Here is a 13,169-nt window from a genome sequence, read left to right as displayed (position 1 = left end):
AATGAGCAAGAAGGGGAACCCGTCATGAAACTGAAAACCGCCTTGTTCTCGAGCCTGCTGGCACTGTCGAGCGCCACCTTCATGGCGACATCCGCTCTCGCAGAACCTTCGACCAATCTCAATCTTGGCTCGCTGGGAGCCGATGTCTCGCAACTCGACCCGGACTATGCGGCCAACACGACCGACCGAACCGTGGTCGCGTGGATCTTCAACGCTCTGGTGCGCTTCCAGCCGGGATCGACCGATCCGTCGACGATCGAACCCGATCTTGCCGAGAGCTGGCAAAGTTCGCCGGACAAGCTGGTTTGGACCTTCCATCTGCGCCATGGCGTCAAGTGGCAGAAGGGCTACGGCGAGATGACGGCGGACGACGTCGTCTATTCGCTGAAGAAGGCGTCCGATAAGAATACGTCGGCCTATGCGCCCGACTATGCCGCGGTCAAGTCGATCGAGGCTGTAGACCCCTACACGGTCACGATAACGCTCGACCACCAGATCCCGAGCCTCCTCGGCCTTATCACCAATTACTCGGGTGGATTCATCATGCCGAAAAAGGCGGTCGAGGAAAAAGGCGCCAATTTCACGCGCGACCCGGTCGGGTCGGGTCCCTTCCAGGTCGACAAGATCAGCCCCGGCCAATCGATCACGTTCAAGGCCAATGAGGACTACTTCCGCGGAGCGCCGCAGATCAAGACGGTGACCCTGCGCTTCCTGCCGGAATCGGCTTCGCGCGATCTCGCCTTTCGTTCAGGCGAAATCGACGCGGCCGCCGGTGTCCAGAACAAGAACTGGCTGAACCGCATGAAGGCCGAGCCCAATATCAAGCTCGATGTCTTCGCTCCGGCCGAGGAAGCGCAATTGCACCTGAACGTGACGAAGGCGCCCCTCGACAAGCTGGAGGTGCGCCAGGCGCTATCGCTGGCCATCAACCAGGACCAGATGGTGCAGTTCCAGGGCGAGCATTTCACGCAGCCGGGACAATCGGCCGTGCCATCCAACAATCTGGGCTTCACCAAGGACAGCGGCGTTCTCGGCTATGACCCCGAAAAGGCCAAGGCGCTTCTCAAGCAGGCGGGCCTTCCTGATGGATTCACCATCCCGATGATCAACAGCCAGGACACCCAGCTCGCCAATCTCGGCCAGCTCGTCCAGGCGCAGCTGGCCGCGATTGGAGTCAAGGTCGACATCAAGCCGGTGGAGCACGCAACCTACCACCAATTGATCCGAAAGGACGCGAGCCCCATGGTCATCTACAGCGCCGCGAGGTTCCCGGTCGCCGACGTCTACCTGACGCAATTCTTCTACGGGCCATCCGCGATCGGCCAGCCGACGGCGGTGACGAATTTCAGCCACTGCGACGTCGCCGATGCCGAGATCAAGGCGGCAAAGACCGAGACCGACTCCGACAAGCAGGTCAAGCTCTGGCAGGAAGCGCAAAAGAAGCTGATGACCAATGTCTGCTCGATCCCGCTGGTGGAAACCCGGCTGATCTGGGTCCGTAAGGATAGCTTGGACTGGGGCTACGATCTCAAAGGCTCCATGTCGCTCGGGCCGCTGCTGACGGAAAAGACCCACTTCACCAACTAGGCTGGCCGGCGGTGGGGCAGGGCTCGCCGCCATCCACTTCGTTGCCGCGTCTCGCGCGCCTCGTTTTTCTCGATCTCCAGGAGGCCAACCAGATGGCCGACGCTTCCAGCCCGGCGCCAGTCGTTCTGCTATCAGGTGCAAATCGCGGCATAGGCGCCGCCATTGTCAACGAACTCTTGCCGCACGGCTACCGACTCAGCCTCGGCGCACGCGACACCGCCTCCCTGGCAGCCGCATTCGGGCCGGAGATGGAAAACATGCTCCACGCGCATTGCGACGCTTTGGAGCCTAAAAGCGCGAAAGCATGGGTCGCGGCCACAGTCGAGAAATTCGGGCGCATCGACGTCCTGATCAACAATGCAGGCAGCAACGAAAAGGTCAGCCTGCTCGAAGAAGACGAAGAGGCGCTCGACCGTCTGTGGGCGATCAACGTCAAGGCGCCGCTGCGCCTGACAAGGCTTTGCGTCCCGTATCTCGAAAGGACGGGACACGGACGCATCGTCAACATCGCTTCGATGTCCGGAAAGAGGGTGCGCAACCCTTTCGTCGGCTACAACATGACGAAGTTCGCGGTGATGGGACTTACCCATACGACACGTCACGTCACTTGGGACATGGGTATTCGCGCGACCGCGATCTGCCCGAGCTTCGTGCGCACCGACATGACGAGGGAAAGCACGAAAATCGCTCGCGACGACATGATTGCGCCGCAGACGTTGGCCCGGATCGTGCGCAACACGATCGAGCTTCCCAACAACGCGGCAACGGCCGAAGTACTCGTCAACTGCCGGCTTGAAGACATGCTGTGAGGTGCCGCGATTCCCATCCCCTCTCTTGATCGTGTCGAAGCGGCGGATGCCGTTCCCGCCTCGACGGACGTCGTCATCATCGGCGGCGGCATAGCCGGCGTGACCGCCGCCTTCTTCCTTGCCGAAAAAGGTATCCGGACCGTCGTCTGCGAAAAGGGACGCTTTGCCGGCGAACAGTCCTCGCGCAATTGGGGCTGGGTGCGCCAGATGGGACGTGACCGGGCAGAGCTTCCGCTTGCGATCGAAAGCCTCAGGCTATGGCGGCAGTTGGAGCCCCGCTGGGGCATTGATGCCGGCTTCCGGCAGACGGGCATTGTCTATGCCTTCCGTGCCGGCGAGGACGAGGAGGGGCTCGCGAACTGGGTCGAGTCCGCCGAGCAGCATCAGCTTCCGATCCGCAGGCTCGATCGAACGGCCATACAGCGTCTTTTGCCTGGCATCGCCCCTGACTTCCATGTCGCCTACCACACGGCCGACGACGGTCGCGCGGAGCCATCGAAAGCGGTCTCGGCGATTGCGAAGGCCGCGCGGGAGCGGGGCGCGGTGCTTGTCGCCGATTGCGCCGTCAGGAGCATCGAAAGGAAGGCTGGAAGGGTATCGGCGGTGATCACCGAGAAGGGCGAGACAGCCTGCTCCGCCGCGATCGTCGCCGGCGGGGTATGGTCCCGCCTCTTCCTCGGCAATCTCGGCGTCACCTTCCCGCAACTCAAGCTGCTCGGCACTGCGATGCGGATCGAGACCGCGGCCGAGCTACCGCAAATGCCGGTCGGTGGGAGCGACTTCGCGTTCCGCAAACGGATCGACGGCGGTTACACCGTGTCGCGCAGGAATGCCAGCCTTGTGCCGATCGTGCCGGACAGCTTCCGCTTGTTCACGCAATTTCTGCCGACGCTGAAGACGAGCTGGCGGGAATTGCGCCTGCGCGTGGGAAAGCAGTTCTTCACCGAACTTGCGATGCCGAGGCACTGGTCGGCTGATGCCATCACGCCGTTCGAGCGCTTCCGGATCCTCGACCCGGCGCCAAGGCCGGCGCTGAACCGGGCCGGGCTGGAAAATACCATCCGGGCGTTCCCCGCCTTCGGCGACGCCAGGATCACCCACCAGTGGGCGGGCTTCATCGATGCGATGCCGGACGGCATTCCCGTCATCGCGCCGGTTCCCTTGGTCCCGGGACTTTTCATCTCATCCGGCTATTCGGGACATGGCTTCGGCATCGGACCGGGAGCGGGGCGCCTGATGGCAGACATCGTCGCCGGCGACAATCCACTCGTCGACCCGGCTCCTTTCGGCCTTGAAAGATTTGGAATGCGCAACCGCGCCTAAGACATGCAGGCTGCGGGCGAAATCTGTCTTTGAACTGACCGACTGCAACGGATGGTCGGCAAGCGACCTCATCGCTCGGTCGCCGATCTTCATCTCATTCCACTCCGAGGCCAGCTGCGATGCCGGCGGCGGCATCACCTGGACGTTCTGAACTTGCCCGTGTGTCGCTGGCTTCAGGAAACAAGATCAGCACCTGCGGCCCTCGATGCGCACGGTCTCACAGGTCACGCCGCCAGGAAGCGTTCGGCGAGCCCAGCCCAAAGTGCGGTTCCCACCGTCAGGTTGCCGTCATTGAAATCGTATTTCGAGCTGTGGAAAATGGCCGAATCCTCGGCGTTGCCAAGGCGCAGGAAACAGCCGGGCTTGTGCTCGAGGAAGTAGGAGAAGTCTTCGCTGCCGGGATCAGCGGGCAGACGGATACGCTCTCCTCGCCGACCAGCTCGGTCACCACCTCGGTCGCGAATGCGGTTTCGCCTTCGGAATTCGTCACGACCGGATAGCCGCGCTCATGGTCGATATCGATGCTTGCGCCATGCGCCTCGGCGATGGACGCCGCGATGCCGCGGATGCGCTGCTCAAGGGTGTCACGGACCCCGGCCGAGAAAGAACGGACGCTGAGCGCGATCTCAGAAATTTCGGGAATGTTGGGCGGATCACAAGTGATCATGGCGAGTGGCTCGCTTGGCGGGTTTCGGTGAGCCAGGTGCTGTGGGAGCTTGGCCGGCAGGCAGGAGGCAACCGGCGATGGCCCGGCGTGGAGCGGTACTGCGTGGATCCGACCAGACCCCATTCCGACTGCTAATCCGTCTCGACGCTTTCGGCCGCGTCGGACAAGCTTCGCCCGGCTTATGGAAGTTCGATCTCGCCGTCCACCACGTGGTTGAGGCCGGTGCCTTCCGCCGTCAGCGTCATGCGGACGTTCAACTTCTTCTCGCCGCTGATTTGCCTTTCACGCACCGTCTCCTCGATCTTGCGCTGGGAGGTGACGCCGACTTCCTTCAGGAACTTGCGGATCGACATGTTGAAGGCGTCTTCGCTCATGGCGGAACTCCTCTGTGTCCGGACGAGATTGTAAGGGAAGGCAAGGGATCAAGGAAGCAGGATGGTGACGCTCGGTCCCACAGAAAAAGATCCCGAGCTGGGACGGGGCGTCGGGTCCTTGAACTTGATCGGCCTTTGGAAGGAGGAAGAGTGGGCGCTTGCTGCCAGCCAGTGAAAGGACAGCTTGCCAAGACCCAGAATGCTGAAACCGTCGCGAGATGGGCCGAAGCCCTCGACGCGCTCGATTCCGTGCTGCCGTTCGACCGCCGCGGTTTTCTGGCCGAACTTTTGACGGACGACGACGTCTCCGTCCGGCTAGCGCCCAATCCTTGTGGAAAGCCCGGAACAAACGAGCCTCGCCGATGACCACCACCGTCACCGCCACCGCCGACTCGAAAATTTTTGGCGCTTATCAGGATGCCGCGGTCCGCGACCAGGTCATCATTACCAAGAACGGCCGCCTGCGCACCGTGCTGCTGGCCTACGAGGAATTTGTCCGGCTGTCGAAGCGCGATCGGCGGGTCGAGCTGACAGCGGAGCTTAGCGCGGACCAGATCGCTGCGGTCGAAGCCTCCGAAATGGCGCCGGATCTTGACCATCTTAACGACGAGCTCCCCCGGGTCAAAACCCTCTGGGTCAAAACCATCGGGGGCAATAGGCCGGACGGCAAAAAATGCTGCCGGCTGAAATGAAGGTCGGCCATGTCTTCCGTTATTCCTATCTCTGTCATTGGCAACACCGCGAGGGCCGCGAAGAAGGCGACAAGGACCGGCTTTTCTTGGTGCTGGCACTGGTCGCCTTGCATGAGGACGGCTCGCCAGTCGACAATGGGTCGGGCCACCGATTTGAGGAGGTCCGAATGCGGACCCTCGCGGCTGGTTTTTTTGCTTGGTGCGCTAGGCTGACAGCCAGCCCACAGACTGTCCTCCAGCACTAGGCAGGCAAGAGGGCCAGCCGGGTAGACTGGGCATCATCTTTTTTGGCCTTTTGCCAAGCATCTGCGCACCATAGCGGCCGCTTGTTTTGTCCTCCGGTCCCGGCGAAGACCTGTTAGCCGGACGTCCGCTATGAAATGGCGGCTCCCTTAATGAGAACGCCTAGCGTCACATATTTCCAGAACAGACTACTTGGCCTCCTCGTTACCCGGCCCGTGGAAGAATGATTGGATCTCCTCCATGTCGACACTGTCATCACCGTTCTCGTCGACGGCGTTGAATATGCGTCCTATGAAATCCTGAACCTCGGTCCGCGAAAGCGCGCCGTCGCCGTCGGCGTCAATTATGGCGAATATCATTCGCATGCCTGCGCCGTGCATCATCCCGGCTTCCATACTGCGCTCCCCCATCATCCGCCGCCCTTCAGGCGGCCCCATTCTGTATTTGCGATGCCAGCGGTCGCCGCCGCGCTGTTCTGGTCGGGGACCACGATCTTCGTGCAATCTTTCTTGCATCATCTCACTCATCATCTGGCGCATCATTTCACGCATCGACTCTTGGCTTTGTCCGTTTGGCGCAGGCGGCTGATGCTGCTCTTGCATCGGTGCGGCGGGCGCAGGAGTAGCGTTGGTTTGTGCGAGCGTGGGCGAAGCAAACATAGCCAGCACCGTAGCAACGGCTGTGGTTTTGCTCATCGTGTTCTCCTTTGAAGTGAATGGGTAGCCCGACTGTTTCGGCATCTGATCAAACCCGCTGCTCACCTCTTGGGTTCCTAACGGGTTGTGAAATGTCCCTACCGGTGGTCTCGTTCGCTCGAGCATCTTGGCGAGACGCAAATCAACCGGCTCTATGGTCGTTCAGGACCTCGACGACGAGATACCCAATCCCACGATCCGTCTGGGGATCGAACATCAGCTTGACCTCGGTGGGTCATTGCAACAGCAGCTCGTCCGGCGCACCCGGGCCACCGACAAGCTCCTTACGATTGACAGCGCCAGCGCAGTAGCCGAATTGACTCGAATTCGTGACCGCCGAGAATGACCGGGATCGCGAATCCCGCGACCGGGAGCCCGATCTTTCGTCTCCGGAACGCTTAGCGGGCAAGGCGGAAGCCGTGGCGCGGCTCAGCGACCTGGCGCTATCTCAGTGACGTCGCTACCTGCCCGAATCCGTTCTCCACCCCGTGATCGCCGCCGGCATACTGCGGGAAGGCCCGCATGGCAGCATGTGGGCATGTCGATGCCGACGGTGCCATCATCGGACGGGAGGAGCATGTGGACCGGACTGGTGCGGCCTTGCAACGGGCGGCGGCAAGGTCCTGTTCCGGATCGGCCGCCCCGAAACACTTCGCCTCTTCGTGAGCGCCCAATGGCCTTGCCTTCGCCCGGCGTCGCCGCGATGGTCCGTGTGTCACTGGGGCGAGACGGACAAAAAGCGCGAAACGGTTGCGCGTCATCTTGCCGCCAAGGGCTACCGGCCGACGTGACTACTTGGCTTTTTGAATGGATCTGGAACTGGGCCTGGCTCGCGCGACCGCAACGACCGGACGACTATGAGATGGCTGAAACGCCAATTCATCGATGCATCATTGGCCCAGCTCCTCTATGACCAAGCCTCGCTGGTGAAATGGTTTGGTCGTGAAGTGCCGGGCATTGCGCTCGGCCACACGCTGCCGTTTTTCGCTGAGATCGCTGACACCGTTCTCGCACGTCTCGTCGCGGCCGGCGTGACGATCATTCCACTTGAAAAGGCGGTCGCCGACCCCGCATATGACGAGGTCGGCTCGACCGCGTCCTCGAAGTTCCTGGTTTTGCAGCAGAAGCTTGCTGATGCGGCTGGGACGCGAATACCCGTGCTCTCACCTGACATCAAAGGCCTTCACCGCCGCATTGTGGAGATGGCGGGAGACAGACGAGACTGACATAGCCGCTCTCACTCATGAAGCTGTTATCGTCCGGTACCAAGCGTCGGGCGTTCACCATTAGGTTGCAGCAGATCATGTGGCGCGCGCCTTGCTGCTCGGCGGGCCGGTTGGCAGTCGCCCTTGAACGCTTCCGGTCTTCGTAAATCCAAACCAGCAAGACGACGGCGGCGCCGGCTATGAAGCCCACAGCGAAGTTCACACCCAGCAAGTTGAAGAGCCGGTCGGCCCCTTGATGGAGCAGCCAGGACGGCAATTGTGATCACTGCCGCGATTAGCTGAAGGATCGACCTGCGCGACTTAGGTGCGGAACGCAATGCGAAACCAGCCAAGGAAAAGGGAGCGCCTTCCTGAAAAAGCGGCCGACGCATACTGTGTTGGGGGGATTGGGTACATGAAAACGTCGGCCGCCGACTTAGGCGGGGAGCGCGTCATCAATGACGCGCGGTGATGTTCAGGCGCGATTGGAACGCCTGCAATCATGATGCTCGCTCATGGTGAACAAGCGGTTACTTTCCACAGCCGTTCGCTGCGGCTTCAGGCATCCAGTTCAAGCGGTTTGTGGCCCGGTTGTTCGTGCCAGATAACTTAGCGCAGATCACGGCGATCGACGACCTGCCCGCACCTCCGGCACTCGTAGAAATGGTCCTGCTGACGCGCCGACATCCCCCCGTGTCGCGTGCCGATAATCGGCGAGCCTAATTCCGAGAGCTTTGTCACCCGTGCAGCTTCCTAGCCTCGCGCTCCAGCGTCTTGCGGTCATTGCCATGCTCAGTGATCAGTTCGAGGACCTGTTCGGGCGTGATGCGGTGTTGCTTGGCGAAATAGCGAACCTCATAGTCTTCGTCCGCTGACACGCGGTCGCGGTCTCGAAAATCGCGCTTCGTCTTGTCGTCTGCCATGAGTTTTCTCCGAGAGACAATCCGCTCCGGGAAGGGGAGAGAAGCCGGAGCGGAAGAATGGGGTCGAGGTAGGATACCCTCGCTAAGAGGGATGCTGGGAAAACATCCAGTCGCCTCAAAGGTTCCGGCTAAATAAGCAATCTCTAACGGAACACTTATGGCTGTACGATATTGAATCAAATTCGAGTTGTGTGGGGTTTCGATGCGTAAGCCCTCCGTCGAGGTCCAGCTATCATTCATCCGTCCAATGGAGCCCGAGCTGGTCGATCAGCCGCCCACGGGCGATGGCTGGTCACATGAGGTGAAGTTCGACGGCTACCGCACTCAGCTCATCAAGGATGCTGACGGCATCCGCCTCTACACCAAGACCGGGATTGACTGGACAGCCAAGTATCGGCCGCTCACCAAGGAAGCCGCTGGAAGCCGAGAACTTCATCATCGAGGCCGAGACGATCATCACCAATGAGAACGGCCTGTCGGATTTTCACGCGCTGCGCTCGGCCATCACCAGACGACCGCAAGACCTCTATCTAGTCGCGTTCGATCTTCTCCACCTCAACGGCCACGATCTTCGCGATATGGCGCTGCAGGATCGGCGCGAGATCCTGCAGGTGCTCATTCCGGCCGGCGGCCACATCCAATTCAGCGAGGCCCTGCCGGGCGCTGGCGACGCCGTCCCACCTGGCTTGCGAAGTGGGCCTGGAAGGCATCGTCTCGAAACGGCTGGACAACGTCTACCGCAGCGGTTCGACGATGAACTGGCGCAAGATCAAGTGCTACGTCGAAAAGGAAATGGACATCATCGGCGTGAAGCGCGAGACGGGGAAGCCGGCGATGGTGCTGATGGCCGACAACGGCCGCTATATGGGCGGCGCGTTCGTCACGTTCAAAGCGGACAAACGGCAGGCCCTCAGAGACTAACATAATCGCTATTCGCCAATAGGTTACAAGGCAGTTCGCCGAAATCGATTCAAGAAGCCGATCCGGCCACTCGCCCATTCCTTTGGCTTCTGTGCACGGCTGCTTTGCGCCCCATGTCGGTTATCCGGGCCTAATACTGCGTTTCCCTAAAGCAGACATTGCGAACACTAGACTAACCGCTTGTCGAGTTTGTGCGGGAGAAGTGGAGAGTAATAGGGCAGAGCACTGTTAATGCTGGCAACGGTTGGACCGTTTGGTACGAGCGGACCAATAGATTACGAATGCGGCTTGCCCATCCATGTCAGCGGCTATCGTGGATCGGCGAAATCGTTTGTCCGCAAGCCAAGTATGTCCCACAAACAAGGAATATCATCAGTGTGGAGTCTAGAATATCGTGGCCGACAAGGATGCCGGCTAGCCCACCAACCAGGTATATTATGACGGCCACGACGATCATCGTTGCCCCGAACCTCTCCAACGGATCGGCGCTGAGACGAAGGACTCTGGTCGCGTTACAGATCGCTACGACGAAGATCGCCGCCAATGCAAGCGCGCCTACAAGTCCAGCCTGCACCAACGCTGTCAAAAATCCGTTGTGAAAGTGATTGAAACCTTTGCTCAATCCAAAGCGATCCTTGAACCCCTGGGTTGAAAGCGCTCGACTGGCCGACATGCCGTGGCCGAAAAATGGTGCTTCGCGAAATGCATCGAGCCCAACGTCCCAGAGCCCAGCCCGCAACCCGAGCGGAGTGGAGTAATCGCCTTTGGTGACGAGGGCATCCCAGTCATTGAGCAGGGAATGAGTGCGATCCACAATAATTGGAAACGTCATTGCTGCAATTAATAGGCTGGAAGCGCCGACTATTGCCAGCAACCGCCTCATATCCGTCAACCGTTGGCGGTTGACCACAACGACGGCGACAGCGGCGATCGGCAAGGCCAACCAGACCATACGCGAGCCCGAATAGACGGTCGCTACGACGCCCGCGAGCGCGGCGGCGGTCAGCGGTTTCCAGGCTTTGTCTACTCCCGACAGAGCGCCCGCGATGCACATCGTCACTGCCAGGCAGGTGACCGTCGCAAATACGATCGGATTTCCGGCGCCTCCTTCGGCTCTCGGCATTCCGATCCAGTGATATTGAACGATGGCCAACACCAGCGCCCCGACGCATGCTACGCCACTGGCCAGCACCACAATACGTGCAAGGGGCGCCTTATCGGTTATGCTCCACGTCGAGTATGAAATCGGGAAAAGCAGCAGGGTGATCAGAGGTAGGAAACGCGTGACATCGGCCCGCAGCGTGCCGTTGACGATCGACGCTAGGACCATCGCCGCGCAATACGCATAGATCGCGATAGTCATGGCAAGCATTGGCCGGTCGATGTTCAAGCGCCGCCGCCCGGCGGCCAGCAGCACCACCGACCAGAGCGCGCCACCGTGAAATACGAAGCTGACCACGGATCCGAGCACAGGTGGCGATAAGAAGCAGGTGATCGAGAAGTATCGGTTGACCTGTTCGGCCGTCATGCGGCGCCGGAGCGATGTCAACGGGTTCAATGCCTTTGCTTCACAATCTTCTTGGTTGCGTGCGGATCGCTTGAACGATCCTCAGTTACCGTTGCCGGCCCATCGTTCCGACTCGATATAGCTGCTCGCTTTGGTATCTGATAGTGCCTAACCCGTTCTCACCTTGCTGCATGACACTTCCCCAACGGAACATTCCGCCTTGTCCTGTTCAAGCCGCAACCGCCGCCGAAGCTCGCTGGATCGATTCCCGCCACGATTGGAACATCAGCACGTCCCAAAGCAGGTACTGATTATTGCGATGACCGGAGAGGTGTTCGGACCAGGCGCGGCGAATCGCGTCGGGCCGAAAGAACCCGTCCTCCCGCAGTCGGCGCTCGTCGAGCAGCGCCTCCGCCCACTCGCGGAGCGCGCCACGCAACCAGGCGTCGATGGGCACTCCGAAGCCCATCTTGGGGCGTTCGACTAGCGCTTTAGGAACATGTCTGTAGAGCAGTTGCCTAAGCGGCCACTTTGTCTGGCCTTCGGCTCGTAGAACGGAAAGCGGCAGCGAGAGCGCAAAGCTTACGAGGTGATGATCGAGCAGCGGCACGCGGGTCTCGAGGCTGACCGCCATGGCCGCGCGATCGACCTTCGCCAGGATGTCGTCCGGCAGATAGCTCATCATATCGATGTACATCATCCGCTCAACGTTTCCCGGCAGCCCCGGAAGCTCTTCCAGTCCCGTCAGCATGGTCGGTGGCTCGACCGCGTCCGGGATGATCTCGGTCGGCTCCCAATGTGAACAGAGCCGACGGTAGACATCATTCATGGTTCGCAGCGAAAGGACCGAGGCCGCCTTGTGGATCTTATCGCCGACACGTTGGCGGCGCAGGCGTTGCGGCAGGAGCGGCATGATCCCGCCCGCGACGTTGTTGTAGAGGTCGGGCGAAGGCAGTCTCGCCAAGCTGGCCGAGGCGCGGCGCAGCCCGATCGGAATGCGGGAAACCCTGTTCCAGAAGGCATCGGCAAGCGCGTAGCGCGTGTAGCCGGAGAACAACTCGTCCCCGCCGTCGCCCGACAATGCCACGGTGACGCTGCCACGCGCCATTTTGGAGACGAGGAAAGTCGGGATTTGCGAGGAGTCGGAGAACGGCTCGCAATAGATGCTGGGCAGTTGCGGCACCACATCGAGCGCGTCCTGCTCGCTGAGATAAAGTTCGGCGTGATCGGTGCCGAGGTGCCGCGCCACTTGCCGGGCATGGTCCGCCTCGTTGTAGCCCGCTTCCTTGAAGCCGATCGTGAACGTCCGAACCGGTCGCGGGCTGATCGACTGCATGACCGCAACGATCGCGGAAGAATCGATGCCGCCCGAGAGGAAGGCGCCGAGCGGCACGTCGGCGATCATCTGCCCCTCGAGCGCGCGCCGAAGATGGCGCTCGACCCCATCGACCGCTTCTTCGGGACTCCCTTGGAAAGGCTCGTGATGACCTTGCTCGGTGATTTGCCTCGCGCTCCAATAGCACTCAATACGCGGCTCGCGCATAGGATCGGAAAGGACGAGAAAGTGACCAGGTCGCAGCTTCCGGATGCCCTGATAGATGCTGTAGGGGGCGGGGATGTAGTTGTGGCGCATCAACAATGCCAGCGCATTCCGGTCGATCTCCGGGCGCCAATCCGGCAGCGGACGAAAGGCCTTCGGTTCTGAGGCAAAGGCGAAGGTCTTGCCGATCCGGCCGTAGTACAATGGCTTCTCTCCCAGGCGGTCGCGCCCGAGAATGAGGGTTCTCTCTCGCCGGTCCCACAAGCCGAAGGCAAACATGCCTACCGCCAGTTCGAGCGCCTTTTTTATTCCATGCGCCTCGATCGCGGCCAGAAGGACTTCGGTGTCGGAATGCCCGCGCCAGTCATGAGCGCCGAACTCCCGATCTAGATGCGTCCGTATCTCGCCGTGATTGTAGAATTCCCCGTTGAAGACGATGACGTAACGGCCGCTGTGCGAGATCATCGGCTGCGCGCCGGCCGATGAAAGATCGATGATTGCCAACCGGCGTTGACTAAGAGCGACACCGGCCTCGGTATCAGTCCAGACGCCGTCGCCGTCCGGTCCGCGATGCCGGATCATATCCGCCATGCGACGCACGGTGAAGCCGCTGCTGCTCGTCGCGGCCGTTCCACCCACGATGCCGACAATCCCGCACATCCGCCGTTACTGCTCCATAATGC

Annotated in this window: 12 protein-coding genes and 2 pseudogenes; 8 read left to right on the top strand and 6 right to left on the bottom strand. The window is 60.7% G+C overall.

Going from position 1 to position 13,169, the window contains the following annotated elements:
• Positions 1-24: 24 nt before the first annotated feature.
• The 3 genes from EJ070_RS33135 to EJ070_RS33125 all read left to right on the top strand — a co-directional run bounded on the left by EJ070_RS33135 (position 25) and on the right by EJ070_RS33125 (position 3,719).
• On the top strand, positions 25-1,587 hold the full coding sequence (locus tag EJ070_RS33135) for an ABC transporter substrate-binding protein (protein WP_126095100.1): 1,563 nt from the start codon (positions 25-27) through the stop codon (positions 1,585-1,587).
• Between the two features lie 92 nt (positions 1,588-1,679).
• Complete coding sequence (locus tag EJ070_RS33130) at positions 1,680-2,396, top strand: SDR family NAD(P)-dependent oxidoreductase (protein WP_126095099.1); 717 nt, start codon at positions 1,680-1,682, stop codon at positions 2,394-2,396.
• Between the two features lie 9 nt (positions 2,397-2,405).
• On the top strand, positions 2,406-3,719 hold the full coding sequence (locus EJ070_RS33125; RefSeq protein WP_126095098.1) for an FAD-binding oxidoreductase: 1,314 nt from the start codon (positions 2,406-2,408) through the stop codon (positions 3,717-3,719).
• A gap of 224 nt (positions 3,720-3,943) precedes the next feature.
• On the opposite strand, the pseudogene EJ070_RS33120 reads toward EJ070_RS33125, so the two are convergent.
• A pseudogene (locus EJ070_RS33120) lies at positions 3,944-4,365 on the bottom strand (M20/M25/M40 family metallo-hydrolase); the annotation flags it as partial.
• A 200-nt stretch (positions 4,366-4,565) separates the two neighbouring features.
• A complete protein-coding gene (locus EJ070_RS33110) occupies positions 4,566-4,760 on the bottom strand; it encodes a DUF6494 family protein (RefSeq protein ID WP_126095097.1) in 195 nt (64 codons plus the stop codon).
• Positions 4,761-5,122: 362 nt separating this feature from the next.
• Here EJ070_RS33110 and EJ070_RS33100 point away from each other — a divergent pair, with 362 nt between their 5' ends.
• A complete protein-coding gene (locus EJ070_RS33100) occupies positions 5,123-5,452 on the top strand; it encodes a type II toxin-antitoxin system Phd/YefM family antitoxin (protein WP_126095096.1) in 330 nt (109 codons plus the stop codon).
• Positions 5,453-5,883: 431 nt separating this feature from the next.
• On the opposite strand, the gene EJ070_RS33090 is transcribed toward EJ070_RS33100, so the two are convergent.
• Complete coding sequence (locus tag EJ070_RS33090; protein ID WP_245464752.1) at positions 5,884-6,390, bottom strand: EF-hand domain-containing protein; 507 nt, start codon at positions 6,388-6,390, stop codon at positions 5,884-5,886.
• Between the two features lie 857 nt (positions 6,391-7,247).
• Here EJ070_RS33090 and EJ070_RS33085 point away from each other — a divergent pair.
• Positions 7,248-7,616, top strand: coding sequence for a hypothetical protein (locus tag EJ070_RS33085; RefSeq protein ID WP_126095094.1), 369 nt, complete (start codon positions 7,248-7,250; stop codon positions 7,614-7,616).
• Between the two features lie 716 nt (positions 7,617-8,332).
• Here the strand turns inward: EJ070_RS33085 and EJ070_RS33080 are convergent.
• Positions 8,333-8,518 carry a DUF3606 domain-containing protein gene (locus EJ070_RS33080; protein ID WP_126095093.1) on the bottom strand — a complete coding sequence of 62 codons (186 nt, stop codon included), beginning with the start codon at positions 8,516-8,518 and terminating at the stop codon, positions 8,333-8,335.
• Positions 8,519-8,720: 202 nt separating this feature from the next.
• Between EJ070_RS33080 and EJ070_RS37670 the strand changes: the two genes are divergently transcribed.
• The 3 genes and pseudogenes from EJ070_RS37670 (at position 8,721) to EJ070_RS37660 (ending at position 9,439) form a co-directional block, all read left to right on the top strand.
• Complete coding sequence (locus EJ070_RS37670; RefSeq protein ID WP_348639605.1) at positions 8,721-8,984, top strand: hypothetical protein; 264 nt, start codon at positions 8,721-8,723, stop codon at positions 8,982-8,984.
• A pseudogene (locus tag EJ070_RS37665) lies at positions 8,893-9,111 on the top strand (hypothetical protein); the annotation flags it as partial. The gene EJ070_RS37670 and the pseudogene EJ070_RS37665, both read left to right, overlap by 92 nt.
• 100 nt (positions 9,112-9,211) lie before the next feature.
• On the top strand, positions 9,212-9,439 hold the full coding sequence (locus tag EJ070_RS37660; RefSeq protein WP_348639604.1) for a hypothetical protein: 228 nt from the start codon (positions 9,212-9,214) through the stop codon (positions 9,437-9,439).
• Between the two features lie 301 nt (positions 9,440-9,740).
• Here the strand turns inward: EJ070_RS37660 and EJ070_RS33070 are convergent, their stop codons facing one another.
• Positions 9,741-10,997: an O-antigen ligase gene (locus tag EJ070_RS33070; protein ID WP_126095092.1), complete on the bottom strand. Its 1,257-nt coding sequence runs from the start codon at positions 10,995-10,997 to the stop codon at positions 9,741-9,743.
• A 178-nt stretch (positions 10,998-11,175) separates the two neighbouring features.
• Complete coding sequence (asnB, locus tag EJ070_RS33065; protein WP_126095091.1) at positions 11,176-13,146, bottom strand: asparagine synthase (glutamine-hydrolyzing); 1,971 nt, start codon at positions 13,144-13,146, stop codon at positions 11,176-11,178.
• Positions 13,147-13,169: the final 23 nt, after the last annotated feature.

The organism is Mesorhizobium sp. M1E.F.Ca.ET.045.02.1.1, from assembly GCF_003952485.1.
Lineage (GTDB): Bacteria > Pseudomonadota > Alphaproteobacteria > Rhizobiales > Rhizobiaceae > Mesorhizobium.
The sequence above is the reverse complement of the archived record's forward strand: the minus strand, read 5'-3'. Positions and strand labels throughout refer to the sequence as shown.

Bases quoted from the DNA above. Each gene is read 5' to 3' on its own strand.
- EJ070_RS33130 (WP_126095099.1), top strand. From the start codon at position 1,680: ATGGCCGACGCTTCCAGCCCGGCGCCAGTCGTTCTGCTATCAGGTGCA.
- EJ070_RS33090 (WP_245464752.1), bottom strand. From the start codon at position 6,390: ATGAGCAAAACCACAGCCGTTGCTACGGTGCTGGCTATGTTTGCTTCG.
- EJ070_RS33080 (WP_126095093.1), bottom strand. From the start codon at position 8,518: ATGGCAGACGACAAGACGAAGCGCGATTTTCGAGACCGCGACCGCGTG.
- EJ070_RS37670 (WP_348639605.1), top strand. From the start codon at position 8,721: ATGCGTAAGCCCTCCGTCGAGGTCCAGCTATCATTCATCCGTCCAATG.
- EJ070_RS33110 (WP_126095097.1), bottom strand. From the start codon at position 4,760: ATGAGCGAAGACGCCTTCAACATGTCGATCCGCAAGTTCCTGAAGGAA.
- asnB (WP_126095091.1), bottom strand. From the start codon at position 13,146: ATGTGCGGGATTGTCGGCATCGTGGGTGGAACGGCCGCGACGAGCAGC.
- EJ070_RS33135 (WP_126095100.1), top strand. From the start codon at position 25: ATGAAACTGAAAACCGCCTTGTTCTCGAGCCTGCTGGCACTGTCGAGC.
- EJ070_RS33100 (WP_126095096.1), top strand. From the start codon at position 5,123: ATGACCACCACCGTCACCGCCACCGCCGACTCGAAAATTTTTGGCGCT.
- EJ070_RS33085 (WP_126095094.1), top strand. From the start codon at position 7,248: ATGAGATGGCTGAAACGCCAATTCATCGATGCATCATTGGCCCAGCTC.